This is a genomic window from Streptomyces neyagawaensis (assembly GCF_023516595.1).
Taxonomy (GTDB): Bacteria; Actinomycetota; Actinomycetes; order Streptomycetales; family Streptomycetaceae; genus Streptomyces; species Streptomyces neyagawaensis.
Genome location: NZ_JAMGBG010000034.1, coordinates 1 through 25834, shown reverse-complemented (window position 1 = coordinate 25834; position 25834 = coordinate 1). Strand labels below are relative to the sequence as shown.

Annotated in this window: 24 protein-coding genes, 1 tRNA gene and 1 pseudogene; 15 read left to right on the top strand and 11 right to left on the bottom strand. The window is 71.5% G+C overall.

The window, feature by feature from the left end:
• Positions 1-239: 239 nt before the first annotated feature.
• Positions 240-1763: a PP2C family protein-serine/threonine phosphatase gene (locus M8J73_RS17025; protein ID WP_079054989.1), complete on the bottom strand. Its 1524-nt coding sequence runs from the start codon at positions 1761-1763 to the stop codon at positions 240-242.
• Positions 1764-2276: 513 nt separating this feature from the next.
• Here M8J73_RS17025 and M8J73_RS17020 point away from each other — a divergent pair.
• Together M8J73_RS17020 and M8J73_RS17015 are read left to right on the top strand one after the other, a co-directional pair.
• Positions 2277-2942 (top strand): bifunctional DNA primase/polymerase, encoded by a 666-nt coding sequence (locus M8J73_RS17020; protein WP_055540159.1) that lies wholly within the window; start codon positions 2277-2279, stop codon positions 2940-2942.
• Positions 2943-3083: 141 nt separating this feature from the next.
• The gene (locus M8J73_RS17015; RefSeq protein WP_206187917.1) at positions 3084-3839 is read left to right on the top strand and encodes a hypothetical protein; all 756 of its coding nucleotides are present in this window, start codon (positions 3084-3086) and stop codon (positions 3837-3839) included.
• A 245-nt stretch (positions 3840-4084) separates the two neighbouring features.
• On the opposite strand, the gene M8J73_RS17010 is transcribed toward M8J73_RS17015, so the two are convergent.
• The 3 genes from M8J73_RS17010 to M8J73_RS17000 form a co-directional block, all read right to left on the bottom strand.
• Positions 4085-5074, bottom strand: coding sequence for a DUF5926 family protein (locus M8J73_RS17010; RefSeq protein WP_055540160.1), 990 nt, complete (start codon positions 5072-5074; stop codon positions 4085-4087).
• Positions 5075-5321: 247 nt separating this feature from the next.
• Entirely contained in the window at positions 5322-5864 is a 543-nt protein-coding gene (locus tag M8J73_RS17005) for an ATP-binding protein (RefSeq protein WP_063799244.1), read from the bottom strand.
• A gap of 460 nt (positions 5865-6324) precedes the next feature.
• Positions 6325-7134, bottom strand: a complete 810-nt coding sequence (locus M8J73_RS17000) for a glycerophosphodiester phosphodiesterase (RefSeq protein WP_055539237.1) — start codon at positions 7132-7134, stop codon at positions 6325-6327.
• 257 nt (positions 7135-7391) lie between these two features.
• On the opposite strand from M8J73_RS17000, the gene M8J73_RS16995 reads away from it, so the two are divergent.
• Positions 7392-9248, top strand: a complete 1857-nt coding sequence (locus tag M8J73_RS16995) for a S1C family serine protease (protein WP_055539238.1) — start codon at positions 7392-7394, stop codon at positions 9246-9248.
• A gap of 205 nt (positions 9249-9453) precedes the next feature.
• Positions 9454-9538 (top strand) — tRNA-Ser (locus tag M8J73_RS16990).
• Between the two features lie 278 nt (positions 9539-9816).
• Here M8J73_RS16990 and M8J73_RS16985 read toward each other — a convergent pair.
• Together M8J73_RS16985 and M8J73_RS45890 are read right to left on the bottom strand one after the other, a co-directional pair.
• Positions 9817-10143 (bottom strand): GYD domain-containing protein, encoded by a 327-nt coding sequence (locus M8J73_RS16985; RefSeq protein ID WP_055537252.1) that lies wholly within the window; start codon positions 10141-10143, stop codon positions 9817-9819.
• A gap of 314 nt (positions 10144-10457) precedes the next feature.
• Entirely contained in the window at positions 10458-10640 is a 183-nt protein-coding gene (locus M8J73_RS45890; protein ID WP_492012099.1) for a DUF6650 family protein, read from the bottom strand.
• Between the two features lie 179 nt (positions 10641-10819).
• Between M8J73_RS45890 and M8J73_RS16980 the strand changes: the two genes are divergently transcribed.
• Positions 10820-11113 carry a 2TM domain-containing protein gene (locus M8J73_RS16980; RefSeq protein ID WP_063799158.1) on the top strand — a complete coding sequence of 98 codons (294 nt, stop codon included), beginning with the start codon at positions 10820-10822 and terminating at the stop codon, positions 11111-11113.
• A gap of 186 nt (positions 11114-11299) precedes the next feature.
• Here the strand turns inward: M8J73_RS16980 and M8J73_RS45755 are convergent.
• A pseudogene (locus M8J73_RS45755) lies at positions 11300-11440 on the bottom strand (Imm32 family immunity protein); the annotation flags it as partial.
• Positions 11441-12157: 717 nt separating this feature from the next.
• Between M8J73_RS45755 and M8J73_RS16975 the strand changes: the two are divergent.
• A complete protein-coding gene (locus M8J73_RS16975; protein ID WP_249828777.1) occupies positions 12158-12376 on the top strand; it encodes a hypothetical protein in 219 nt (72 codons plus the stop codon).
• A 29-nt stretch (positions 12377-12405) separates the two neighbouring features.
• Here the strand turns inward: M8J73_RS16975 and M8J73_RS16970 are convergent, their stop codons facing one another.
• Positions 12406-13230, bottom strand: a complete 825-nt coding sequence (locus M8J73_RS16970) for a helix-turn-helix domain-containing protein (RefSeq protein WP_249828776.1) — start codon at positions 13228-13230, stop codon at positions 12406-12408.
• A 390-nt stretch (positions 13231-13620) separates the two neighbouring features.
• On the opposite strand from M8J73_RS16970, the gene M8J73_RS16965 reads away from it, so the two are divergent.
• Entirely contained in the window at positions 13621-13860 is a 240-nt protein-coding gene (locus M8J73_RS16965; protein ID WP_249828775.1) for a hypothetical protein, read from the top strand.
• Between the two features lie 409 nt (positions 13861-14269).
• Here M8J73_RS16965 and M8J73_RS16960 read toward each other — a convergent pair whose 3' ends face one another.
• Complete coding sequence (locus M8J73_RS16960) at positions 14270-14491, bottom strand: hypothetical protein (RefSeq protein ID WP_055521757.1); 222 nt, start codon at positions 14489-14491, stop codon at positions 14270-14272.
• A gap of 268 nt (positions 14492-14759) precedes the next feature.
• Here M8J73_RS16960 and M8J73_RS16955 point away from each other — a divergent pair, with 268 nt between their 5' ends.
• Together M8J73_RS16955 and M8J73_RS16950 are read left to right on the top strand one after the other, a co-directional pair.
• Positions 14760-15059: a hypothetical protein gene (locus M8J73_RS16955; RefSeq protein ID WP_249828774.1), complete on the top strand. Its 300-nt coding sequence runs from the start codon at positions 14760-14762 to the stop codon at positions 15057-15059.
• A gap of 179 nt (positions 15060-15238) precedes the next feature.
• Complete coding sequence (locus M8J73_RS16950) at positions 15239-15454, top strand: antitoxin (protein ID WP_055521759.1); 216 nt, start codon at positions 15239-15241, stop codon at positions 15452-15454.
• Between the two features lie 234 nt (positions 15455-15688).
• On the opposite strand, the gene M8J73_RS16945 is transcribed toward M8J73_RS16950, so the two are convergent.
• Positions 15689-16675: a bifunctional DNA primase/polymerase gene (locus M8J73_RS16945; protein ID WP_249828773.1), complete on the bottom strand. Its 987-nt coding sequence runs from the start codon at positions 16673-16675 to the stop codon at positions 15689-15691.
• A 345-nt stretch (positions 16676-17020) separates the two neighbouring features.
• On the opposite strand from M8J73_RS16945, the gene M8J73_RS16940 reads away from it, so the two are divergent.
• The 6 genes from M8J73_RS16940 (at position 17021) to M8J73_RS16915 (ending at position 22839) form a co-directional block, all read left to right on the top strand.
• Entirely contained in the window at positions 17021-17326 is a 306-nt protein-coding gene (locus M8J73_RS16940; protein WP_055542908.1) for a hypothetical protein, read from the top strand.
• 374 nt (positions 17327-17700) lie between these two features.
• Complete coding sequence (locus M8J73_RS16935; protein WP_283946728.1) at positions 17701-18600, top strand: bifunctional MaoC family dehydratase N-terminal/OB-fold nucleic acid binding domain-containing protein; 900 nt, start codon at positions 17701-17703, stop codon at positions 18598-18600.
• Positions 18597-19013, top strand: coding sequence for a MaoC family dehydratase (locus M8J73_RS16930; RefSeq protein WP_055538401.1), 417 nt, complete (start codon positions 18597-18599; stop codon positions 19011-19013). The genes M8J73_RS16935 and M8J73_RS16930 overlap by 4 nt, the downstream gene beginning before the upstream one ends.
• Positions 19010-20176 carry a lipid-transfer protein gene (locus tag M8J73_RS16925; protein ID WP_055538402.1) on the top strand — a complete coding sequence of 389 codons (1167 nt, stop codon included), beginning with the start codon at positions 19010-19012 and terminating at the stop codon, positions 20174-20176. Before M8J73_RS16930 ends, M8J73_RS16925 begins: the two co-directional genes overlap by 4 nt.
• Before the next feature lie 269 nt (positions 20177-20445).
• Positions 20446-21024: a SigE family RNA polymerase sigma factor gene (locus tag M8J73_RS16920; RefSeq protein WP_055538403.1), complete on the top strand. Its 579-nt coding sequence runs from the start codon at positions 20446-20448 to the stop codon at positions 21022-21024.
• A gap of 156 nt (positions 21025-21180) precedes the next feature.
• On the top strand, positions 21181-22839 hold the full coding sequence (locus tag M8J73_RS16915; protein WP_079054790.1) for a long-chain fatty acid--CoA ligase: 1659 nt from the start codon (positions 21181-21183) through the stop codon (positions 22837-22839).
• 130 nt (positions 22840-22969) lie between these two features.
• Here M8J73_RS16915 and M8J73_RS16910 read toward each other — a convergent pair.
• A partial coding sequence (locus M8J73_RS16910; protein ID WP_505016639.1) for a response regulator occupies positions 22970-25834 on the bottom strand: 2865 nt, incomplete at its 5' end.

Here is a 25834-nt window from a genome sequence, read left to right as displayed (position 1 = left end):
GGCTCGCGGGAACAGCGGCGCGGGCTCACGGGAAGCAGCCGCGCGGGCCCACGGGAAGCGGTCGTACGGGGCTCGCGGGAGCAGTCGTACGGGGCTCGCGGGAGGCAGCCGTATGAGGCTCGCGGGAACAGCGGCGCGGGCTCATGGGAAGCAGCCGCGCGGGCCCACGGGAAGCGGTCGTACGGTGCTCGCGGCACCCAGCCGCGCTCGCTCACGCGATGCCGTCACGACCCGGTCGGCTACTCGAACCGTGCCGCCAGCAGCACCACGTCCTCCGCGCCGTCCGTCGCATCCAGCTCGTCCGGCAGCACGGTCCGCAGGACGTGGTCGGCGAGGGCGCCGGGGTCGGCGCGCAGCGCGCGGGGGACGCCGGCGGCGGCCGCGTGGAGCCGGGCGAAGGCGCGGTCGACGGGCTCACCGGTGCGCTGGAGGAGGCCGTCGGTGTACAGCAGGACGGTTTCTCCTGGCTGGGCGGTCAGCTCGATGCTGGGCGCCTCCCAGCAGGCGAGCATGCCGAGCGGCGCCGACAGGGACGTCTCCACGAACTCGGTGCGCCGGTCGCCCATCACCAGCGGCGGGCTGTGCCCGGCTCCGGCCAGCGTCAGTTTGCGCAGCGCGGGCTCGACGTAGGCGAAGAGGGCCGTCGCGGAGCGGGCCGGCTCGGTGAGGCGGAGCAGCAGTTCGAGGTCGGAGAGGACGGCGACGGGGTCCTCGCCCTCCATCACGGCGTACGCGCGCAGCGAGGCCCTCAGCCGGCCCATCGCGGCGATCGCGCTGGGCCCGGACCCCGTCACCGAGCCGACCGCGAGGCCGAGCGCGGCGTCGGGCAGCGGCAGGGCGTCGTACCAGTCGCCGCCGCCAAGCGGTCCGGTGCGGTGCCGGGCGGCGAGCTGGACCCCTGCGACGCGGGGCAGCCGGGAGGGCAGCAGTTCCTCGGCGATGGTCGCCATGGACACGCGGGTCCGCTCGACCTCGACGAGCCGCGCCAGGTGCTCGGCTGCGTACCGCGCGTAAAGCCCGACGAGGTGCCGCTGCCGCTCGGCAGGTTCGGCGGGCTCGTCGTACAGCCAGACGACGGCGCCGAGGCGGCCCGCGGCGTCGGTGGACAGGGGGAGCGCGTAGCTGGCGGCGTATCCGAGCCGGGCGGCGACCTCACGGTGGCGGGGGTCGAGCCCGTCCTCGGCGAACAGGTCGGGTTGCGCGATCTCGCCGTCGCCGCCGGGCAGTCCGTCGAGGATGCGGCCGTACGGCAGGGAACTGCGCGGCACGGTCTCCATGTGGCCGAGGTCGGCGCGGCCGAGGCCGAGGCCGATGGTCGTGTCGGGTCCGAGTCCGTCGCGCGGTTCCAGGACGACGAGGCCGCGCCGGGCGCCGACCAGGGCGGCTCCCGCGCTCAGCGCCTCCTGGAGGGCGCCGTCGAGCGCGTCCGTGCGTGCCAGCCGTTCGGTGAGTTCGTGCAGGGTCGTGAGGTCCGAGACCCAGCCGGCGAGCCGGTCCTGGAGGACGGCCCCGGGGGGCGTGCCCGCTGCTGTGGCGGGAGTGGCTGCCGAGGCGCCGGGGGCGGCAGGCGCGGGCGCGACAGTGTGTGCGGGAGAGGGAACCGTGGAATCGATTCCGGCCACTTTCGGAGGGTGAGGGGCGTTCATGGTGTCCGGCTTTCCGACCGGTGCGTATTGCTCAATAGCATCGCAAACCCCCATGTCATTCTGCGCCGCTAGCAGTGTCTCCACATGTACACGCACTCGTGAGGGGATGTCCAGCATTGTCCTGCTGGGATATGTGGTGTCCGTGTGGCCCTGTTGGACTTGTGTTGGGTTACTGTCCAGTCCTTTGGGAAAATCAAAGTTGGCTTAAAAGTGTTGTGGTGAACGGCGTATTGAGGTCGACTGGCCTTGTTCAACAGAGCGTCACAGCGGTCGTGATGGGTACGTACTCGGTGAAGGCCAGGGGTGGCGTCAGTCATCCGGAACCTGGCGACGGAACCGGGCGTCCTATCCACCGACGACCGAGCCCCATCCTCCCGTGGCGGAGGCGGCGAGCAAACGCCGGACGGCAAAACGCCAGGCGTCGCCACCCCCACGCCACGCCATGCTTTGGACAGACTGCAAGTCAGCGCAAGCGATGGACGCGGACGTAGCCGAGCCAGGCCCGCAGGGGTTCCCCTTGTCCGCGACAGGGGTGTGATGCGCCAGCAGGTACGCACAGTGAAGTGAACGACACATGTTGTGAGTGACCCCACGGTGTTGCCATGCGTGCAACGGAAAGGACGAGCGCTCATGCGCGAGATCCCCGGAAGGCGACGCAGGCTCCTGTCCAAGCGCAACGGCGGGAGGCCCGAGCTGCTCGAGCAGGCCCTGACGTTCGCGAGGGAATGGCAGTGGCCCGTACTCCCGGGCGTGGCGCCGGACCCGCAGGGGCGCGCCCGCTGCGCCTGCCCGGACCCGGAGTGCGTGGTGCCAGGCGCTCACCCGTTTGATCCCGGCCTGCTTGCCGCCACCACCGACGAGCGCATGGTCCGCTGGTGGTGGACCAACCGGCCCACGGCACCCATCGTCCTGGCCACAGGCGGCAGCGCGCCGTGCGCGGTCAGCCTGCCGGCCCTCGCCGCCGCACGGGCCCTCGCCGCGCTGGACCGCAGTGGCATGCGCCTCGGCCCGGTCGTCGCCGCCCCGCACCGCTGGTCGATCCTCGTCGCCCCGTACTCGATGGAGCAGCTGGGCGAACTGCTCTACGCCAAGGACTTCGTCCCCGGCTCGCTCCGCTTCCACGGCGAGGGCGGCTACATCGCGCTGCCGCCGTCCGAGACGGGCCACGGCCGGATCCGCTGGGAGCGCGCGCCACTGCCGGGCTCCGCGGCCCCCTGGGTGCCCGACGTCGAGGCCGTCGTGGACGCGGTCGTCGACGCCCTCACTCGTACGGGTGTGAGCGCCCCCGAGTTCTGAGCCCGCCCGGCGCGCGCTCGGCCGGGCGCCCCGGTGGGTCGTTATCTTCCGCTCATGCAGCGTCTTCCCGGGGGCCTCAGGGCCCCGTCGTCGCGCGGTCGGCACAGTGCGCCCTCACCCCGGACCCACCGAGCGACCGGAATGGTGCGCGGTGGTCCGGACGCGCGCGGGCTCCGGCTCCTCGGGCTGACGGTCGCGGTGGCGTGCACCCTCACCCTGCCGCTCGTGGCGTCGGCGGGACCCCTGGCCGACGCCGGCGACACCGTGGCGCGGCGGGCTGCCGCACAGCTCGACGGCACGGGTGCGGAGCGACTCTCCACCGATGCGGCCGACGCAGCCGTCGGAGCCGCCGATGTCGCCGGAGCCGCCGGATCGGCTGAAGTCGCTGATACCGCTGAAGTCGGCGGGCGCGCGGGGACCGGGTACTCCGGGGGCGGGTCCGCCGGGAGGTCGGCGGCCGGGCCCGGCGACGGACCCGACGACAAGGCGCAGGAGGCCCGCGGGGACGCGGAGTCGTCCCGCTCGCACATGCTGCTCGGCCTCGGGCTCGCCACCGCCGCCCGCTGCGGCCCCGAACTCACCTCGCCCGACGGCATCGAGGCCCAGACCTGCGTCCTCACCCAGGGTGAGGAGACCTGGGCGCGTACGTACTACCGCAACGCGACCGGACGGGAGCTGAGTTCGGTCCTCAGCATGATGGGTCCCGGCGGTCGAAGTGTGCGCATGCACTGCGCCGTGGGTGCGGAGGACGAGCCGGGGGCGTGCGAGACACCGAGGGAGCGCACTCAGGTCGAGCCGGGCGCGTACACGGCCGTGGCGGAGTTCGCGGCACCCGACGGAAGTGGGCCGCTGCTCTTGCGTTCCGGAAGCAACTCCAGCCGCACTCAAAGGCGTTGACGGCGGCGGCGAATCCGTACAGTGCGGCCGCTCGCGGGCCCGGACATGAAAAAACCCGGTTGCTGGCGACGGGGGATGCACCAGCAACCGGGCTGATGGAACCGTAACAAGAGATCGGCGCTTCGCAAATTCGATCTCGGCTATTCGGACACGAATTTGCCTGTCACGTAGGGGAGTTGTGACAGGAGTCACCACAAACGCAGGGTCAGCGCCGACCGGTGGACGACCGGTCGGCGCTCCCCGTGTCAGCTGAGCGTGACCTGCCGGTTGGTGAGTCCGCCGCGGGCCCGACGCTCCTCCGGGGTGAGCGGAGACTCCTCCGCCAGAGCCGCGGCGAGCCGCTCGGCGAACTCCGCGGCCGGCTTCTCGATGTCGTCCGCGCCGACCCCGGTGGGGAGGTCCCACACGGGCACCGTGAGCCCGTGAGCACGGAAGGAGCCCACCAGACGGGTGCCCTCACCGAGGCTGGAGGCGCCCGCCGCGTGCAGCCGCGCCAGAGCGTCCAGAAGACGCTCCTCCGGGTGCGGCATGACCCAGCGCAGATGGTTCTTGTCGGGGGTCTCGCACCAGTAGGCCGCGTCGACGCCCGAGAGCTTCACGGTCGGGATCGCCGCGGAGTTGGCCCGCTCCAGGGAGGCGGTGACCTCCGGGGTGGCGTTCTCCGTGTCGGGGACCCAGAACTCGAAGCCCGTGTGCACAACTGGCTCGAACTCACCTTCGGGGTCGAGCAGGTCCTGCAGCCGCAGCCCGTCGGCCGGGGCGCGCCGGCCCTGGACGGGGGTGCCCGGCTCGGCGACGAGGGCGCGCTGGAGGGTGTCGGCGAGGTCGCGGCTGATGTCGCCCGACGCCGTGTCGTTCTGCAGGCCGATCAGCACCGAGCCGTCGTCGCGGCGCAGCGCGGGCCACGCCATCGGCAGGACGGTGGCGAGCGTGACCGACGGGACACCCTCGGGGAGTGCCTCGCGCAGCTTCAGCTCGACGGTGGCGGCGGGGACCAGTTCGCGCAGCGCCACCCAGTCGCACTCGCCGGGCAGGCCCTCGAACGGGCGCTGCACCAGCTCGGTCACGGCCTGCGCGGCGGCCCGGCCGTGACAGGCCTTGTAACGGCGGCCGCTGCCGCAGGGGCAGGGCTCGCGCGCACCGACGACGGGGACCTGCCCATCGGCGCCTGCGGTGCCGACTCCGCCGGTGCCCTGCGGGCGCTTGGCCTTCGTGTGGGGTCGCTTCTTGGCCATCGTGGGTGTCTCCCGATCACGGCTCGTCTCGTACTGGCGCGAGCCTAGCCGCTCGTGCGGCGGCCGACGGGACGCTGTGGACAACGCACCGAGTCGTCACGGAACCGGTGATTCAGGCCAGGTTGGTCGGTCGTGGCCGGGGGACCGTCGTAGGGAGGGGCGACTGGCGGAGGAACCGGGGGCGGGCGCCGGACGGATGCGGCCGCTTCCGGGGAGGGCCAGTAGGGGATCGGTGATCGGTGGAGGGTCAGTCCATGTCCTCGAACGCGTCCGCGAAGTCCAGGTCGGGCAGGGACGAGACCGGCGGGGCCGTGACGCGCGTAGCGAAGTCGTCCCGGCGGTGGGTGTGGCGGACGTCGTCCTGGACGACGACCCAGACCGTGACCTCGCCCCGGGCGTCGTCCCGTACGCCCCAGTCGTCGGCCAGTGCCGTCACGATGTTGAGCCCGCGGCCGCCGTGGGCGGTGACCGAGGGGGTGGACGGAATCGGGCGGGTCGGGCCACCGCCGTCCGTGACCTCGAGGGTGAGCCGCCCCGAGGGGTCCATGCGCCATGCGCAGCGCACGTCGCCGTCGCCGGCCAGCGCGTCGTTGAGGGGCCTGCCGTGTTTGCAGGCATTGCTCAGTAGTTCGGAAAGGATCAGCAGGGCGTCGTCGATGACCGATTCCGCCACACCACCGTCGCGCAACTGATCACGCAACCGGTGCCTCGCCTGCCCCACGCCCGCAGGGCCATGGGGTACGGCCATGCTCGACGACGTGGGCACCTCCTGTGCCACCACCAACGCCACCCCCGAGACCTCCTTCACCCCACGCCACGGTGTGAATGCCCCATGGGACTGGACTGGAAACCGGCCAACACATGTGCTCTGAGGCACTCACACCGATCGAATACGGTCCGAACGCGCCGGTGCACTCCCAGTGAGGGACTGGCTGAATTTCGCCCCCGATGTACGGACTTGTCCGCGCACACAGATTCGCCGTTCTGGCGGAATTCTTACCTCCGCCGACGTTGTGTGCGGGGCTGCGGAGAGGGCCAGTGGCATGGCCAAGAGTGAACAGGCTTGTATTCGGAACCGAGGCGGCACGGCACGTGGAGGTGGTGTGTGGAGGGCGCGCGGAGGGGGTGCGAGGAGGGCGCGCGCGGAGGGGGTGCGAGGAGGGGGTACGCGGAGGAGCGGCGGCGCGCACGCGGCGAGGGCGGGTGGTGGGGTGGGTTGGGGGGCGCGTACGCGGCGTGCGCGGTGAGGGTCAGCGGTGGAGCTGGTCGAGGACCGCGCGGGGGCGGTTGGTGATGATCGCGTCGACGCCGAGGCCGACGCAGAGGTCGACGTCCTCGGGCTCGTTCACCGTCCATACGTGCACCTGGTGTCCGGCCTTCTTCAGGCGCTCGATGTACGCGGGGTGATTGCGCACGATCCGGATGGAGGGGCCCGCGATCCGGACGCCGCCCGGCAGACGTCCGTCCCGCAGCCGGGGCGAGACGAACTGCATGAGGTAGACCGCGGGCAGCGTCGGCGAGGCGGCCCGCACGCGGTGCAGCGAGCGCGCCGAGAAGCTCATGATCCGTACCGGCGACTCGTCGGCCGACGCCGGCGCGTCCAGCCCGAACCGCTTCAACAGCTCCAGCAGCCGCTCCTCCACCTGCCCGGCCCAACGCGTGGGGTGCTTGGTCTCGATGGCCAGTTCCACACGGCGTCCCGCGTCGGCCACGAGTTCGAGCAGTCGTTCCAGGGTGAGGACGGAGGTGTCGGCCCGCTCCTCGGGGGCGATCTCCCAGTCGGGTGCCTCGTCGCCGTTCTTCCAGGAGCCGAAGTCCAGCGCGGCGAGATCGGCGAGCTCCAGGGTGGACACCGCGCCGCGGCCGTTCGACGTACGGTTGACGCGTCGGTCGTGGACACAGACCAGATGGCCGTCCGCGGTCAGCCGGACATCGCATTCGAGGGCGTCCGCACCGTCCTCGATCGCCTTCTTGTAGGCGGCCAGGGTGTGCTCGGGGGCTTCCTCGGAGGCCCCGCGGTGGGCGACGACCTGAATAGGGAGCTGTCGTACGTGGGTCACCGCGTCATGGTGCCACCGTGAAGGGGGTACGCGTCGGGACGGTGGCGTTGTACGGCTGCGGCACCAAGAATGATACGAACCTTTAGTCAGATAGATCCTATATAAAGGTTCCTCCCGGACCCACAGACACCGCTTATGGTGCCCTGACGGCTCGTGGGAAAAGCTGACCGCATACAAAAACTCGCGCACATCCCCGCTGTGCGCCCAAGACGAGTCGACCGCTGACAGGTGACAGCCGTGGATCGAGGAGAGAAGCTGTGAGCACCGAGAACGAGGGCACCGCGGTACCCCCGGCCCCGTCCGCACCTCCCGTGCCGGTGGACACTCCCGCTGCCTCCGCGCCGGCCCCGGCCCCCGAGCCGAGCGCGGCCACCGCGGGAACCACCTCCGAGTCGGCACCGCCCGCCCACACGGCGCCCCCGGCCGCGGCCGGCGCCGCCGAGAACGCCCCGACGGCCCAGCTCCCGTCGGTCCCGCCGACCGCACCGGACCAGACGGCGGTTCAGCCGCAGCAGCCGCCGCACGAGCAGCCGGTGGCCCACGCGCAGCCGCAGGCGCATGGGCAGCAGCCGTATGGGCAGCAGGCTCAGCCGGAACTGGTGACCGCCGGTGCGCCCGGGTACGCGGCCGCCTCGGGCCACGGAGCCGGCCCCGGCCATGGCCATGGCTACGGGCAGGCGCCCGGCGCCGGCGGAGGCTACGGCCAGGCACCCGGCGGTCCCGGTATGCCGGGAGCCTCTGGTGTTCCCGGTGTTCCCGGTGTTCCTGGTGCTCCCGGGGGCTCCTCCGCACCCGACGCGGCGTGGCCGCCCCCGGCTCCGCCGGCCGTCCCCTCGTACGCGGACGGCGGGCACACGTACCCCGAGGGCAGCGGTTTCGCGGGACCGGGCGGCCCCGGAGACCAGGGCGGCGCCGGCGGGCACGGCGGTGGCGCGGGCGGCGGCTGGGGCTCCTCGTGGCAGCAGACGCAGCAGCCGGCCCCTCAGCCGGGCGCCAAGAAGCGCGGCGGTCTGATCGCGGCGGTCCTGGTGGCCGCGCTGGTGGCGGGTGGCGTAGGCGGTGGCATCGGCTACACGCTGGCCGACCGCAACGACAACTCGACGGGTTCCACGACTGTTTCGGCCTCCCAGAACGGCGGGGACGTCAAGCGCGCGGCCGGTACGGTCGCCGCGGTGGCCGCGGCGGCGCTGCCGAGCACGGTCACGATCGAGGCGTCGGGCAGCGACGGCGAGGGCGGCACGGGCACGGGCTTCGTGTTCGACAAGGAAGGGCACATCGTCACCAACAACCACGTGGTGGCGGACGCGGTCGACGGCGGCAAGGTGTCGGCGACCTTCCCGAACGGCAAGAAGTACAACGCCGAGGTCGTCGGCCACGCGCAGGGCTACGACGTGGCGGTCATCAAGCTGAAGAACGCCCCGTCGGACCTCAACCCGCTGACGCTCGGCGACTCCGACAAGGTGGCGGTGGGCGACTCGACGATCGCGATCGGCGCCCCCTTCGGCCTGTCGAACACGGTGACGACGGGCATCATCAGCGCGAAGAACCGCCCGGTCGCCTCCAGCGACGGCTCCTCGGGCAGCAAGGCCTCGTACATGAGCGCCCTGCAGACCGACGCGTCGATCAACCCCGGCAACTCCGGCGGTCCACTGCTCGACGCCCGGGGCAACGTCATCGGCATCAACTCGGCGATCCAGTCCGCGAGCAACGGCGGCTTCGGCTCGGGCCAGGCGGGTTCGATCGGCCTGGGCTTCGCGATCCCGATCAACCAGGCGAAGAACGTGGCCCAGCAACTGATCAAGACGGGCAAGCCGGTGTACCCGGTGATCGGCGCGTCGGTCTCCCTCACCGAGGGCACCGGGGGCGCGGAGATCACCGACTCCGGGGCGAACGGCGCGTCCTCGGTCACGCCCAACGGCCCCGCCGACAAGGCCGGTCTGAAGTCGGGCGACGTGATCACCAAGCTCGACGACCACGTCATCGACAGCGGCCCCACCCTCATCGGCGAGATCTGGACCCACCAGCCCGGCGACAAGGTCACGCTCACGTACACCCGCGACGGCAAGACCCGCACCGCCGAGGTCACCCTCGGCGAACGCGAGGGCGACAGCTGACGGAGCCGCGCACAGTCGGCTGACACGAGCGCGCAGCCGGCTGCTGGGGGCGGTGCCCCCCTGACGTCCCCCACGCACCGCCCCTCTCCCGGGGTGGTGCGTGCCCCGTCCTCCCCCCGAAGGGCCCACGCGCGGCCCACGGCCCCCGCGACCCGCGCCGGGCCGGTACGCTGTACCCGCTCCGCCCCTGGTGGGCCGGGGCACGGGTGGGTTGCCCGAGCGGCCTAAGGGAACGGTCTTGAAAACCGTCGTGGCGCAAGTCACCGTGGGTTCAAATCCCACACCCACCGCGTAGTGAACGGCCCCTGACCAGGCAATCGGTCAGGGGCCGTCGTCGTGCGCGGTTTCCGCTCAGCACCGTGGTTTCCTGCGGCTTTCCCGCTGGAGCGGGCACGGATGGGGCACGTGCACCTTCTGATCCGTAGCTCTACGGATGTCGGTCATGGTGGTCATGCATGATGCTGTGCGGCCTTCAACGACCGCTGCTGGGCGCGGACGGTTGCTGACGGTGCTGTACTTCGCTGCCGTCTCGACTCCTGACCCCGTCAGTTGCCGGCTGCCTGGACCGCTACGCGCCGGGAGCCCGGTACTGAACTTGCCCGGCTTTGCGCAGGGCATCCATGGTTTCGTCGATGGTCAGGAGAACGGTCGTCTCGAACGAGTCGAGCGCGCCGCCTCCGCTGATCGCCAAGGCGACCGCTGCCATGGAGACGTTGTCCGGGGCCTCCCACAGGTTGTAGCCGTCGTGGGTGCCGAACGCGTACCAGAAGCCGTGGAGCTTGCCGCCGACGGACTCGATGTACGACTGAGCGGCCTTGGCGCGGTCCTCGGGGTGGCCGATGAGTCTCGCCCAGGTCTCCGGCGTGTAGCTGAACCTCGATAGATAGAGCGGCATCATGTCTCCCTTTCGTCCCACCTAGGGATGCCCCTGCGGGATGGGACACGCCTCCGAGGTCATCCGCCTATCCCCCGAACGGCCGGGGTGATGACTGGCAGGGCCCCTGCCGATGAGGGACCCGACCGCTGCGGAACCACAGCATTGATGCCCTCAGCTTGGGAAACTGCGGGCATGTGCGGTTCGTCAGGGCTCTGGCCTGTGCGTACGGCCATGGTGAGGCCTCGCGGGGGCGGGTCGCTTTCACCGTGGTTCCCTGCTGTTCCCCGTCATTTCCGGTGCGGTAGTGGTGCAGGTCGCGACGCCGCCGGCACCTACTCGTCATCGGTGTCAGAGGCGGGAAGGATGGCCGCAAGTTCCTCCGAAAGCTCAAGCTTGTAGCGGGCAGCGATGACGCAGAGCCGAATACCGAAAACCGCGGGTAGCTCACCAAGCGCTGCACCGAACGTGGCGCTCTGGAAGCGTCCGCGAACATGTCCCGAGTGGTTGGGGTCCACACCGCCGAGCGGTGTGAGACGGACGCCGCTCCTGTCTGAGTGCTGGCTCTGGCCCGCTTACGCGCTGCCCGCGCCAGGGGGCGCGTCCGGTGTCGTTGCCTTGAGCGGCACCCACAGCGGATCCGGGGGATCATTGGAAAGAGGCACGGCAGCCCACCGCGACCGAGGAGGTGGCGATCATGGTGGGTCCCTTCGGCCCTGACGATTCCCACGCCCCCCGAGCGAAGCCGGAGAGGGAATGGGCACACAAACGGCTGGAGAAGAAACGCAAACTCCGAGCGGACTTCGCGGCCTACGTCGTGATCAACGCTTTCCTGATCGTGGTGTGGGCACTGACCGGAGCCGGGTACTTCTGGCCGGGCTGGGTCCTCGGCGGATGGGGCGTGTTCCTGCTGCTTGACGCGTGGCAGGCCTTCTTCCGGCGGCCCATCACCGAGGAGGACATCGATCGGGAGCTGCGTAGCATGCGTTGAAAGCCGTGCTTCGCAGGAGAGGGTGACGCAATCGACTCGCGCCCTCAACTTGAGAAGCTCAAGGCGTCCGGAGCTTGCTCCAGGCCTGACCTGCGTCGGCGGGACCCAGACGCGCGGTAGACGGTCGATTGGTTCCCTGCTGTTCCCTGTGGTTCCCCGCACGATCTGGCACGCGTCTGGCACGAATCATTCGTCGTCGCACCGCTCCAAGACCAGGCCTACGGAGCCTTCTTCGAGCCCGTTGTTCTCTTCCAGATGGAGATGAGCACCGTCCGGTGTGCCGTCCTGCGCGAGCGTGAGGAGGTGGCCGGCCAGGGTCCTCAAACCGGCAGTGTTGGCCTTTCAGGGCGTGCCCAGGAGGTCAAGGCCGTGCGGAGATCATCAGCTTGGGAAGCAGCGATCATTGCCGGCCGGTTGGGACGCTGGCCTTGGCGAACGGCTGGGGATGCGTCCTGTCGCACACGGATGCCTTCACCGTGACTCCCCGCTGTTCCCCGCTCGATCTGGTGCCCCTGTGGTGCGGCCTGTCTGTCTCAGGTCGCGGTGTCCGGGGCACCTTGAGACTTCGTCCGTCGTCGGCGTAGGCGCCAGCGCTCCGACAGTTCGCCGGTCGCGATGGAAGCAGCAGCCAGGACGCCACAATGTGTCCAGCTCTTGGGATCGTCGTCGATGACCATGCTGATGAGGCGGAAGACCACTGTTGTCAGGCCCCACCAGACGACAGGCCAGGCTGCCGCACCGAGCCGTCCACCTCTGTCGTTCACGGGCCAAAGGTAGCGGCCGGTTGCCGGTCCACCGGAGTGCGTACGGACAGCCTTCCGGTCCGTAGCTCAAAAGAGATCGCTCGGGGACGGTCATACCGGTTGCTCGGGGGTGTCAGGGGGTTGGTGGTCGGGGGCGGTTGCGGGGGTTGCTGTACAGCTGCTGCAGCTCTACGGGTGGCCGTGAGGTTGTTGCGGCTGGTCAGGGTGGGGGGTGGGTGTCGCCCAGAACCTGCTCGCACTGTGTGAGGGGGGTCTCGTAGAGCGGGGTGATCATGTACTCATGAGTATTGGTTTACGTCGTGCGGGCGGGATCGTGGGTGTGGTGGGCGGTATTGGGCTGGCGGCCTGGCTGGTCTTTGGGGCTCCGCATGACTGGGACGGGGGCATGCGGTTGTTGCGGCATGGTTTGGCGTTGGTGTCTCTCGGCGCGATCAACGGCGGTGCCTGGCTGATGTTTTCCGGTGGGCAGGACGGTGCGTCCGATGTGGTGGCCGGGTGAGGGTGGGGAGTTGGTCGGCGGTGGGGCAGTCAGCGGCTGTGCCGGGTCGCGTACACGTCCAGGGGTTCCAGCGCGCCCCACGCCTGGTCGAAGCTGTCCGCGAAGTACCTCAGGAATGCGGGGCCTTCGACGCTGAAGCCCGTCAGTTGTTGGCGGCCGGCTCCGGAGAAGGACATGAACGTGACGGAGTCGTCCACGAGGCCGGTGTTGTGCCAGGCGCAGGACGCGGTCCAGGGCATGACGCGCGCCTCGTAGGCGTAGATGTCCGCCGTCTCCCTCTGGTGGTCGAGCAGCCACTGCAAGTAGGCCGGCTCCGGTGTGCCGTCGCGCTCGGGGACGCCGATGATGCGCCGGGCGCTCGCGCCCTCTCCGGAGTGGTCCCTCGCCCAGTCCAGCACCGTGCTGTAGTACTCGGCCACTTCCGGTGCTCCCCAGTGGCTGGGCGGGTGCCGTCGGACATAGGTGAGCCGGATCTCGCGGCGGGCCGCCCGGATGCGCGCGGCGGAGGCGCGGTAGAAGGACGACGGGTCCGGGTAGCGCACCATCTCCGCCCTCAGCGCCTCCACCGGTGCTTCGGGTCCCTCCCGCTTGAGCCTGTCCAGCTCCGTCCTGGCCTCGCGCCACAGGGACTGCCACTGGCTCCACTCCCCGTCCAGCGCGGCGACCAGGCGGCGGGTGACCGTCTCGCCGGGCAGACGGCGCCCGTTGAGGGCCTCGGAGACCGTCGACGGACTGCACTGCGCCCGCGCGGCGATCGTCGTGATCTGCGGGGTGCCCGCAGTGATCCTCAGCCGGCTCAGTTCCGCCGCGAAGCGACGCACGGCCGGCGGCACACCGCCCGCGTGGACGTTCATGGTTCCCCCTGAGAGCGTCGCCCGGTCCGACGACCGTCTTTCGGTTCCGACGACCGTCTTTCGGTTCGGACGACCGTCTTTCGGTTCGGACGACCGTCTTTCGGTTCGGACGACCGTCTTTCGGCGCGACGACCGTCATCCGGTCCCATCACCGTCATCCGGTCCGATGACGGTGATCGGCTTCGATGCGTGTGATCGGTCGACGACCGTGATCGTCCCACTCTCTCCGGGCGGCCGTCGAACTTCGCCGAATCCCGCCGAAGAAGCCCGAATTCCGCCGAAGCTTCCAGGACTTTCGGGCTCTGCCGGAATCCCTGGACCGCGTGGAGCGGTGCCTGGTCAACTGGCCTACATCTCAAGCCGAGGATCGGAAGAGGAAGGTGACCGCACATGCCGATCGACCTCAGGATGTCGCTGCGCCGCCACTACACGACGTTTCTCGCCGTGCTCGTGACCGGGATCGTTCTGATCATGGCGGTCAACGGCGCCGCGCCCACCCTGGACGTCTACCTGAACTGCCTGATGAGCGTGGCAGGAATGATCGCCGCCTATGTGCTCGCACCGCTGGACTCTTCCCGCTCGGGCGACCGTGATGAACGGGCCGGCGCGGCGGGGGACGAGGCGCGGTGATTACTGCGGCGTGGTCGGGGGCCGGGGGCCCGGATTACCGGTGCCATGCGGCGCTCCGGGCACACCGGGCACGCCGGGCGCACCGTGAACGGCCCCCTGACCATGTCGGATGGTCAGGGGCCCTTCTTCTGCGCGGTGGGCGCTAGGCCGCCTTGGGAGGCCGGGCTGACCGGGTCGGCCGGGCAACGGGGCTCGGGGCCGGGTCCTCGGCGTCCTCGGGCCAGTAGGGCTCGTCCTCTCCGAAGTCCGGGGCCCGGAACGGGTCGGTCGTCGGAGGCGGCGATACCGTGGCGGGACGGCTGGGCTGCCCTTCCACGGCGGAGAACAGCGACGTCTGGTCGATGAGAGGTCTGCCTTTCGTTACAGGTCCCTGAGAGGACCTGGTGTGCCGTGACCGGGCACAGCGGTTCTACAGCTTGGTCATCTTGGCGTACGGGCTCGAGATCCGCACCTGCGCCGAGCCGAAATCGACGAGCGCCGCGATTCCGTCCTCGATGCCGACCACCCGGCCGAGTCCGTACACGTCGTGCGTGACCTGATCGCCCAGGGCGAAGTGCTTGGGAGCCGGTGCGACCGGGGCCTTGAACGGGCTGGTGGGCAAATGACGCTTCGGTGCCGCGGGCTTTGTCATGGCTCAGTATGAGCCTACGCGTCTCCGGCCCGCTGTGGCGGGCAGCACACTCCCCTCGGGAAAACCGTGTTATTCCGGACACCATGGGAGGCCATGCGACGCCTTCGTATCGCACAAGCCCGTGGGCTCACACAGAGCCGCGCCGGGCGAGCGTACGGGGGCTTGGCCGCTCGCCGGTGTGCGTCCGCACGCTCTGCCGCGCGGAACCCGGTGGCTGGAACGATCCCCGTGCCGGTATCGGCGAGAAATCAGCTGAAGGGGGCCTGGCATGGCTGTGGTGTTGTCGATGCACTGGGCGGGGGTCACGCCGGAGCAGTACGACACGGTGCGGGACGCGGTCGGGTGGGAGGAGGAGCCGGCGGCCGGGGGGCAGATGCATGTGGCCTGGTTCGACGACCAGGGGTTCCATGTGACGGATGTGTGGGACTCCCAGGAGGCGTTCGAGGAGTTCTTCGGTGAGCGGCTCGCGCCCGCGATCCAGAAGGCCGGCCTCACGGGGGCGCCCGAGATCGTCTTCAGCCCGCTGCACCGACGGTTCGTCGCGCCCGGCGTCAGCGGTACGGGGTGAGCGGTACGCCCGGCCGCCGGCGCCGCGCGCCTCGCTGGACGCCCCGCGCGGCGTTCCGGTGAACTCGCTGGGTGGAAGGGGTGTCCCGGTGTGCGGGGCGCCCCTTCCGCGCCTCCGGATGCGGGGTGGAGGACGGGCCCTGATTCTGGAGAGGACGGCGAACAGCGGAAGGAGCCGCGATGTCTGTGATGGACAAGCTCAAGCACATGCTGAAGGGCCATGAGGAGCAGGCCGGCAAGGGCGTCGACCGGGCCGGTGACTTCGTCGACGAGAAGACCCAGGGCAAGCACAGGCGTCACGTCGACACCGCTCAGGACCGGCTCAAGCAGCAGCTGGGCACGGACCAGACAGGCCAGACGGACCCGGGCGGCCGGGAAGAGCCGCCTCCGCGGTAGGTAAGGGGCATGGGTGGTCGGTAGCCCGCAATGGGTCGGTAGCCCGCAGTGGCGCGGACGCCGAGTGATGGGCGATGCATGCGGTCGGTTGCCGTTCGGCCGGTGCCGAGCAGGTCTGTGAGGCGTACCCGTGCCCGCGGCGACCCCCAGTGAGCTTCAGCCGCGTGAGACCGGCGCCCGCAATTCGGGGCGCCGGTCTCACGCCGGTTGCTACGAGTGCTCCGCGACCGAGTCTCACCCCCTCCGCCCCGACATCCGTGCCGCCGACGCCACCGTCGAGCGGGCCTCGCGTTCCGTGAGGCCCGTGTGGATCGCGGCGTCTATGAGGGCGTTGGCGAGGTCGGGGCCGAGGCCGTTCTCGTAGGCGCGGCAGGCGGCCCAGAAGAGGCGGGTGTTGCGTTGCCCTTCGTGGGCCGTGAGGACGAAGTGGATCAAACCGTGGCCGTGGTCGTGACCACGGGGATGACCTTGGCCTCGCCATTCTCCGTGGCCACGGCCGTCAGCAGCAGGGATCCCGCCGCCCAGGTCGAAGCCGGAGCCACGGCCCAGCCCCCGGCCGCCCGGCCTACCGGCCGCGCCTCCGCCCGCTCGGGGCTCCCTGGTCGGCGGCGGCAGGAGCAGTCGCAGCAGGGCGGAGGGGCAGGGGGCCGGCGGGAGGTGGGCCGTTCCCGGGACCGTGCCGTAGACGCCGTGGTCCGTGCGGGAGCCGGGGCCGACCAGGTAGCCGCCGGCGCCCCTGATGTCGATGCCGGGGGCGAGACGGCTCGCCGAGTTCGGCACCACGACGTCGGGCGGGCCGGTGAGCCACAGGTGGCGGCCTCCGCTGGGGGTCAGGATCACGACCGTGTCCGGGATCGTGAAGAGGTGGCGCAGGGCCAGTTCACGGAGGGCGGCGGAGGAGTCCGTACCGGATTTCGTGTCGAGGTCGACGCCGATCAGATGGTGGGGGTGGAGACCGCACGCGATGCCGTAGCCGATGGCCCAGGGCGCGGCGGCGAAGAGCGCGCGGATGCGGCGGGGGTCGGTGGAGGCGTCGTACACGCCGTGGCCGAAGCGGCCGCATTCGCCGTGGCAGGGGGTGGGGGTCGGGTCGTCGCGGTGGGGTGAGCGCAGGGCCGGGAGTTTTGAGCGGGACAGGGGGATCACCGCCAGTCCGCGTTCGGCGGCGGAGAGGGCGTGTGCCAGGGCCAGGGTGGTGGCCTGCCGGTCCTTGGTGGCCATGCCTCTATGTTCGTACGTACGTTCGATAAAGGGAAGAGGGTTCGGGGTATGGGTGCTCGGCCGTCTCCTCGGCCGGCGGCAGGGCGTATGTCGCGACGCTTCGGCCCTTGCCCCGCTTGATCTTGAGGGGGTCTGGGTGGCCATCCCCATGCTGAGCTGGGGGTTCCTTGATCCAAGAGCGTTTATCGACAAGTCCTCACGCTTGAGGGGGAATGGGGGCTTCCGGGGTGGTTCGCCGGGGATTCGGTGGGCAACTCTGGTTGCGCAACGTCGATGACCAGCACCGGAGCGGTCGGCCAACCGCACCGGCGCGCCTCGTACTTGGGAACGTCCTGGAGGACATGCATGGCAGGCATCCGTGCTGCCCGCGTTCTGGCCGCCGTCTCGGCCCTGCGGCTCGCCGTCGCTCTCTTCGGCGGTGCCGCGGCGGCCGGCAGCGGTGTCGGCGCGGACAACGGATCGAACGCGGCCAACGGCGGAATCCTCGGCAGCGGGGTCGGAGGGGACGACAGCGGCAACTCGTCCACCTCGCAGCAGCAGGCCGTCGGGTCCGGCACCTCGAACCAGAACAACACGGCACAGGTCAACGGCTCCGGCCTCACGGCCCTCGACCAGAACAACGCCGTCCTCGGCTTCACCGCCATCTGGTGAGCCGACGGGGGGCGGGTCCGGGCCTCGTGGCTCAGGGGCCGCCTCCCCGGGTGTGGGACATGTTTGTGGGGTGTGGTGCGCCTGTGCGGCGGTACTTCGGTGCCGCCGCACAGGCGTTTGACGTCATATATGGATGCGGCCGGACGGTCCGTTGCTTCCGCGCCGCCGCGCTTCCGTGCCCCGCGCCGCTGCGCACCCGCGCACCCGCGCCTCCGTGCCCCCGCGCCCCCGCGCCGCCGTGCACCCGCGCAACCGGATCGGCGCGGAGTCTCCTCGCCGCCGCGCCGGCGTATTGACAGTTCCCCCACCCCTTCCTTCAATCTGACGGGTAGTCAGAAACCTCCGGAGGGGGCCGTGGCGTGGTGGTCGAGGATCTGTCCGTGCGACTCAAGGTCTACGAGGGGCGCCCCGCCGTACGCGGTGGCCTCGGCAAGGACCCCGTCAACTCGCCCATGATCCGGCACTGGTGCGAGGCCATGGGCGACACCAACCCCGCGTACACCGGACCCGACGCGATCGCGCCGCCCACCATGCTCCAGGTGTGGACGATGGGCGGGCTGAGCGGACACGAGACGCGTTCATCGGCGTACGAGGAACTCCTCGCCCTCCTCGACGGCGCCGGGTACACCTCCGTCGTCGCCACCGACTGCGAGCAGGAGTATCTGCGGGCGCTGCGCCCCGGGGACGAGATCAGCTTCGACTCGGTCATCGAGTCGGTGTCGGACCGGAAGACCACCAAACTCGGCACCGGGTACTTCGTCACCACCCGCATGGACGTCCGCGTCGGCGGCGAACTCGCCGGTACCCATCGCTTCCGGATCCTCAAGTACGCGCCCCGCGCCGCGGCCCCGCCACAGGACCCGCCCCCGCGCCGCCCCCGCCCCGTCGTCAACCGCGACAACGCCGGCTTCTGGGAGGGCGTCGCACGGCACCGCCTCCTCATCCAGCGCTGCACCGGATGCGGCACGCTGCGTTTCCCCTGGCTGCCGGGGTGCAACGCATGCGGCTCGCCCGAGTGGGACACCGTCGAGGCGAGCGGCGAGGGCACCGTCCACTCGTACGTCGTCATGCACCACCCGCCCTTCCCGGCCTTCGATCCCCCCTACGCCGTCGGCCTGATCGAACTCGCAGAGGGCGTACGGATGATCAGCAACGTCATCGGGGTGCCGTACGACAAGGTGCGCATCGGCATGCCCGTACGGCTCGCCTTCGTGCGGTACGACGAGGAGTTGGAGTTGCCCGTGTTCCGTGCGGAGGAAGGGGTGCGGGCATGAGGGCCGGGGACGGGCTTCCTCCGCTGCGGATCCCGATCACCCGGACCCTCGTGGTCGCCGGAGCCATCGCCTCGCGCGACTACCAGGACGTGCACCACGATCCCGAGCTGGCGCGGCGGCGCGGATCGCCCGACGTCTTCATGAACATCCTGACGACGAACGGGCTGGTCGGACGGTACGTCACCGACTGCTTCGGCCCACGTGCCGTCCTGCGCAGGGTCGCCATCCGGCTCGGCGCGCCCAACTACCCCGGCGACACGATGGTGTTGTCCGGCACGGTCGAGGAGGTCGACGGGGACACGGCCACCGTGAAGATCGTGGGGGAGAACGGGATCGGCCGACATGTCACGGGGACGGTCACCGTCACCGTCCCGGCGGAGGGCGTCGTAAGCCCGGCGGAGGGTGTCGTATGAGCGTGCGGGTGAAGGACCGGCTCGGCGGGCGGGCCGCCGTCGTCGGGATCGGGGCCACCGACTTCTCCAAGGACTCGGGGCGCAGCGAGCTGCGGCTGGCCGTGGAGGCGGTGCGGGCCGCCCTGGACGACGCGGGGCTGACGCCCGCGGACGTGGACGGGCTGGTGACGTTCACGATGGACACGAGCCCGGAGATCACGGTCGCGCAGGCCGCCGGCATCGGGGAGCTGTCCTTCTTCTCCCGCGTCCACTACGGCGGCGGGGCGGCGTGCGCGACGGTGCAGCAGGCGGCGCTCGCCGTCGCGACGGGCATCGCGGATGTCGTGGTCTGCTACCGCGCGTTCAACGAGCGGTCGGGGCGGCGGTTCGGGGCCGGCGTGCGGCACCGCGAGCCGTCGGCGGAGGGGACGGCACTCGGCTGGACCCTGCCGTTCGGGCTGCTCACCCCCGCGTCCTGGGTGGCGATGGCGGCGCAGCGGTACCTCCACACCTACGGGCTGACCCCGGAGGCGTTCGGGCACGTGGCGGTGGTGGACCGCAAGTACGCGGCCACGAACCCGGCGGCGTACTTCCACGGGCGCCCCATCACACTCGCCGAGCACGCCGCCTCCCGGTGGATCGTCGAGCCGCTGCGGCTGCTCGACTGCTGCCAGGAGACGGACGGCGGCCAGGCCCTCGTCGTGACGTCGGTGGAACGGGCGCGGGACCTGCCGAAGCCGCCCGCGGTGATCGTCGCCGCGGCGCAGGGTGCCGGCCGGGCCCAGGAGCAGATGACGAGCTTCTACGGCGCCGATCTGACGGGGCTGCCCGAGATGGGCGTCGTCGCGCGCCAGCTGTGGCGGACCTCCGGGCTCGGGCCGGGCGACATCGACGTGGGCATCCTCTACGACCACTTCACGCCGTTCGTGCTGATGCAGCTGGAGGAGTTCGGGTTCTGCGCGGCCGGGGAGGCGGCCGACTACGTCGCGGAGGAACGCCTCCCGCTGAACACGCACGGCGGCCAGCTCGGCGAGGCGTATCTGCACGGCATGAACGGCATCGCGGAGGCGGTACGGCAGCTTCGGGGCACCGCGGTCAACCAGATCGCCGGCACGGAACACGTCCTGGTCACCGCGGGCACCGGAGTACCGACCTCGGGCCTGGTACTGGGCACGGGCGGGTGAGGGCCGGTGGGTGGGGGCCACGCCCTCGGGGCCGGTGCTCCGGGCCGGTGCTCCGGGCCGGTGCTCCGGGCACGGGCGGGTGAGGGCGGCGACGACCCCGTACCCGTACGGTCCGGGCAGGCGTTCCTCAGGGGTACACCCTCAGTGGATGGGGGCCGTTCATCCACCTCCAGTAGGTGGGGTCTGCCCCACTCCTACAACCTGAGGGGGATTCGTCTTCGGGACCTGCGGCCGATCCGCCGGGGCGGGCCCGCTCCTAGCGTGGAGCCATGACCACACTCGTCTGCACCAGCGCTTCGAACGCCGCTGTACCGGCGACGCGGACCCGGCCGACCCCGCCCCTGGTGACCCTGTCGTACCCGTCGTTCTCGGCGTACGTGAAGGCCCGCCAGCCGCTGCTGCTGCGGACCGCCCGGTCACTGACGGCGAACCCGAGCGACGCCGAGGATCTGCTGCAGACCGCGCTGGCCAAGACGTACGTCGCCTGGGAGCGGATCGAGGACCACCGGGCGCTCGACGGGTATGTGCGGCGGGCGCTGCTGAACACGCGGACGTCCCAGTGGCGCAAGCGCAAGGTGGACGAGTTCGCGTGCGAGGAGCTGCCCGAGCCGGACGGCGTCCACACGCCGGACCCGGCCGAACAGCAGGCGCTGCACGACGCGATGTGGCGGGCGATCATGAAGCTGCCGGCCCGCCAGCGGGCGATGGTGGTCCTGAGGTACTACGAGGATCTCAGCGAGGTGCAGACGGCCGAGGTCCTCGGCGTCTCGGTGGGCACGGTGAAGTCCGCGGTGTCCCGCGCGCTCAGCAAGCTCCGCGAAGACCCGGAACTGGAACCCGTCCGCTAGCCCGATCGTTGGCACTGGCATGCGGCTGCGATCAAGCTCCTCAGGTAACGCTCTCTGATCGATCATCCCGGCACCTAGTGACATACCGCGCGGTATGTGAGCAGAATCAGCGCAACCGTTACCACCGCGTAGGCAGAGCCGCCCCGGGAGGACGCCGTGCTGAGCACCATGCAGGACGTACCGCTGTTGATCTCCAGGATCCTGGCCCACGGGCAGGTCATCCACGGGACGTCGCAGGTGATCACATGGACCGGCGAGGGGGAACCCGACCGCCGCTCCTACGCCGAGATCGGCGCCCGCACCGCCCAGCTGGCCCACGCCCTGCGTGAGGACCTCGGGGTCGAGGGCGACGAGCGGGTCGCGACCCTCATGTGGAACAACGCGGAGCACGTCGAGGCGTACTTCGCGATCCCCTCCATGGGAGCCGTCCTCCACACCCTCAACCTGCGGCTGCCCCCCGAGCAGCTCGCCTGGATCGTCAACCACGCCGCGGACCGGGTGATCATCGCCAACGGCTCGCTGCTCCCCCTCCTCGCGCCGCTCCTCCCGCACCTCAAGCCGGTGGAGCACGTCGTCGTGTCCGGCCCCGGCGACCGGTCGCTGCTCGCCGGAGCGAGCGTCCAGGTGCACGAGTACGAGGACCTGATCGCCGGCAAGCCGACCACGTACGACTGGCCCGAGCTGGACGAGCGCTCCGCCGCGGCCATGTGTTACACCTCCGGCACCACCGGCGACCCCAAGGGCGTCGTGTACTCCCACCGCTCGATCTACCTGCACTCCATGCAGGTCAACATGGCGCAGTCCATGGGCCTGACGGACGCGGACCTCTCCCTCGTCGTCGTCCCGCAGTTCCATGTGAACGCCTGGGGCCTGCCCCACGCGACGTTCATGACCGGCGTCAACATGCTGATGCCGGACCGGTTCCTGCAGCCCGCCCCTCTCGCCGAGATGATCGAGACGCAGAAGCCGACCCACGCCGCCGCCGTCCCCACCATCTGGCAGGGCCTGCTCGCCGAGCTGCACGCCCGCCCACGTGAGGTCTCCTCCCTCACCCAGGTCACCATCGGCGGCTCCGCCTGCCCGCCCGCCCTCATGGAGGCCTTCGACAAGCTCGGTATGCGGGTCTGCCACGCCTGGGGCATGACGGAGACGTCCCCGCTGGGCACCATCGCCCGGCCGCCGGCCCACGTCGAGGCCGACTCGGAGGAGGAGCTTGCGTACCGCCTCACCCAGGGCCGCTTCCCCGCCTCCGTGGAGGCCCGCCTCACCGGCCCCGGCGGCGAGCGGCTCCCCTGGGACGGCGAGTCCGCCGGTGAGCTGGAGGTCCGCGGCCCCTGGATCGCGGGCGCCTACTACGGCGGCCAGGGCGCCGAGCACCTGAGGCCCGACGACAAGTTCAGCGAGGACGGCTGGCTCAAGACCGGCGACGTCGGCACGATCAGCCCGGACGGCTTCCTCACCCTCACCGACCGCGCCAAGGACGTCATCAAGTCCGGCGGCGAGTGGATCTCCTCGGTCGACCTCGAGAACGCCCTCATGGCCCACCCGGACGTCGCCGAGGCCGCCGTCGTCGCCGTGCCGGACGAGAAGTGGGGCGAGCGCCCGCTGGCCACCGTCGTACTGAAGGAAGGCGCCAGCACGGACTTCGCGGCGCTGCGGTCCTTCCTTGCGGAGGAGGGCCGTATCGCCAAGTGGCAGCTCCCGGAGCGCTGGACGATCATCGAGTCGGTCCCGAAGACGAGCGTCGGCAAGTTCGACAAGAAGGTGCTGCGCAGGCAGTACGCGGATGGTCAGCTGGACGTGACTCAGATCTGAGGGACGTGACGCGGATCTGAGGGACGTGACGCGGATCTGAGGGTCCGGCGTCTGGCCGGCTGAGAAGACTTGCACGACTTGGGGCACTGTTTCACGTGAAACAGTGCCCCAAGTGCTGTGGTCGGCGGCCTCAGTTCGTGCCGATGCGGGCCAGGAGGTCCACGATGCGGGTCTGGACGTCCGGGCTCGTCGAGCGTTCGGCGAGGAACAGAACGGTCTCGCCCGAGGCGAGGCGCGGGAGTTCGGCCTGGTCGACGGCGGTGGTGTAGACGACGAGCGGGGTGCGGTTCAACTGCCCGTTCGTCCGCAGCCAGTCGATGATCCCGGCCTGGTGCCGGTGGACCTGGAGCAGATCCATCACCACGAGGTTGGGGCGCATCTGCGCGGCGAGCGTGACGGCGTCCGCGTCGGACGCGGCCCGCGCGACCTGCATGCCCCGCCGTTCCAGCGTGGCGGTCAGGGCGAGCGCGATCTCCGCGTGCTCCTCGATCAGCAGGACCCTCGGCGGATGCTGCTCGGAGTCACGCGGCGCGAGCGCCTTCAGCAGGATGGCCGGGTCGGCCCCGTACGCCGCGTCACGTGTCGCCTGGCCGAGCCCCGCCGTGACGAGCACGGGGACCTCGGCGGCCACCGCGGCCTGGCGCAGCGACTGAAGGGCCGTACGCGTGATGGGACCGGTGAGCGGGTCGACGAAGAGGGCGGCCGGATACGCGGCGATCTGCGCGTCGACGTCCTCACGCGAGTTCACGATGACGGGCCGGTAGCCGCGCTCGCTGAGCGCCTGGTGGGTGGGCACGTCCGGAGCGGGCCACACAAGCAGCCGGCGCGGGTTGTCCAGCGGCTCCGGCGGCAACTCGTCGTCCATCGGCTGCGGCTGGGGCCGGTCGGGAACCTCCACCGCCCCGCCGGGCCCGTCCAGCGGCTCGGGCCCTTCGTCCGCGTTCTCGTCCGGGGCCCCTATGGCGTACGAGCGCCCGGCCCCGTCGGTGTTGCCCACCAGCCGGGACTGCCCGGCGAGGGAGGGCTGCGGCGGCAGCGGCACCTGTCCGGCCAGTGAGGGCTGGCCCGGTTGAGCGGGCAGCGGGGTCTGCCCACTGCCGTTGCCCTTGGCCTGTCCGGGCTGCGGGTGGGGCCGCGCGGCCGACTCGGGGCGGTCACCGGCGGGTTCGGGCGGCGTACCGAGCTTGCGGCGCCGACCGGAACCGCCGGGCTGGTTCGGAGCGGGGGTGGACCCCGGCTGCGGCTGACCCTGCGCCTGGGGGGCGCCCTGGCGGGCGAACGGTACCCCCTGGCCGAGTGTCCGCACGCTGATCGCCCGGCCCTGGGTCGAGTTGGGGTCGAGCGAGGCGACGGGCCCGGCGGTCGGCGCGGCCTCGGCGGGCAGCGGCTGCGCGGCACGAGGCTGCTGCTGCACGGCACGCTCCGGCGGCAGCGGGGTCCCCGACGACGGCGTCGACTGCGGAGGCAAGGGGGCCTGCGCACCGGTCACGGGGACACCCGCGCCGGAGGTGTGATGACCGGGGTCGGGCCAGGACTGGGGCTGCGCCTGCGGCGTGGCCTGAGGCTGAGTCGCGGCTTGGGCGGGGGCGGGTTGGACACCGCCGGGCACGCCTTGGGCCTGCACCGGCTGAGGGGCACCCTGAGCACCCGGTACGGCACCCTGCGCGGCGCCGGGCTGTCCCGGCGCGGCCACCTGCTGGGGGGCACCCTGGGCCGGTACGGCAGCGCCCTGTTGGGGGACACCTTGCGCCGGTACGGCAGCGACCTGCTCGGCGGCCCCGGGGACACCCTGGCCGGGCACGGGCTGCGCGCCCGCACCGGGAGCGCCGACGGGCTGACCGGGCGCCGGTGCCGCGCCACCGACGGGCTGGCCGGGGGCGACGGCTTGGGCGGGCACCTGCTGAGCCGGACCGGCGACCCCCTGCGGCGGTACGGCACCGGCCTGTGCGGCAGCGGCTTGAGCAGCGGCCCCGGGAACCCCCTGAGCGGGTACCGGCTGTGGGGCGCCCGGCAGACCCTGGGCGGGGACGGGCTGACCGGGAGCCACGGCCTGCGCCGGGGCGGCCGCCATGGGGACACCCTGCGCGGGGACGGGCTGCGGTGCCGGGACGCCCTGTGCGGGCACCGGCTGTGGTGCTGAGGCACCCTGCGCGGGCACCGGCTGACCGGGAACCATCTGCGGAGGGATGCCCTGACCCGGGGGAACCTGGACAGGCACCGGCTGCTGCCCGGCGGCGACCTGGGCCCCGGCGTCGCCCTGCTGTGCGGCGGGGCGGACGGCGCGGCGGCGGCCGGTCGGCGTGGGCAGGGGGTGCGGCTGCGGCGGGGTGTGGTCGTCCGCCGGGTTGTGCAGCGCGGCGTCATGGCGCCCGTCGTCCGCACCAGCGGCGGGAGCCCCCGGCACGGGAACCGGGCCCCAGGCGGGGACCATCCCCCCGGGCGGCACGGGCCCCGGCATCGGCTGCCCGGCGGGCACGGGCCCAGCGGCAGGGACCGGTCCTCCGCCAGGCGCAGCCCCCATCATCGGTACAGGCCCACCGGCGGGTACGGCCCCACCAGGCGGTACGACCCCTCCGGCGGGCAGCGCGGCGCCTCCTCCAGGCAGGCCGGCCCCACCGGCGGGCACCATCCCCCCGGCCGCCACGGCTCCCTGGCCGCCCTCACCGTCGTACGCCTCTGCTCCCGGGGCCCCCGGGGCGCCCTGCGCCCCCTGTGCGGGCACCGAAGGCACGGCCACAGCTCCGGCAGGCGCACCCGGCGCACCCGGCGCACCCGGCGTCCCCGGCACGCCCGGCGCCGCGGGCACCGGCACCGGACCGAGCCCGGCGTTCTGCGCGTACTCGGGGCCACGGTCGGCCTCGGCCGGCGGCAGCGCGAAGACGGCACGCCCGGCGGGCTCGGCGGCGGCCCGCTCCTCCGCCTTGGCCAGCGCACGACGACGGCGCCCGGTGGGCTGGCCCTCGCTCATGTCACCGGTAGCGGCGTCGGGCGAGGG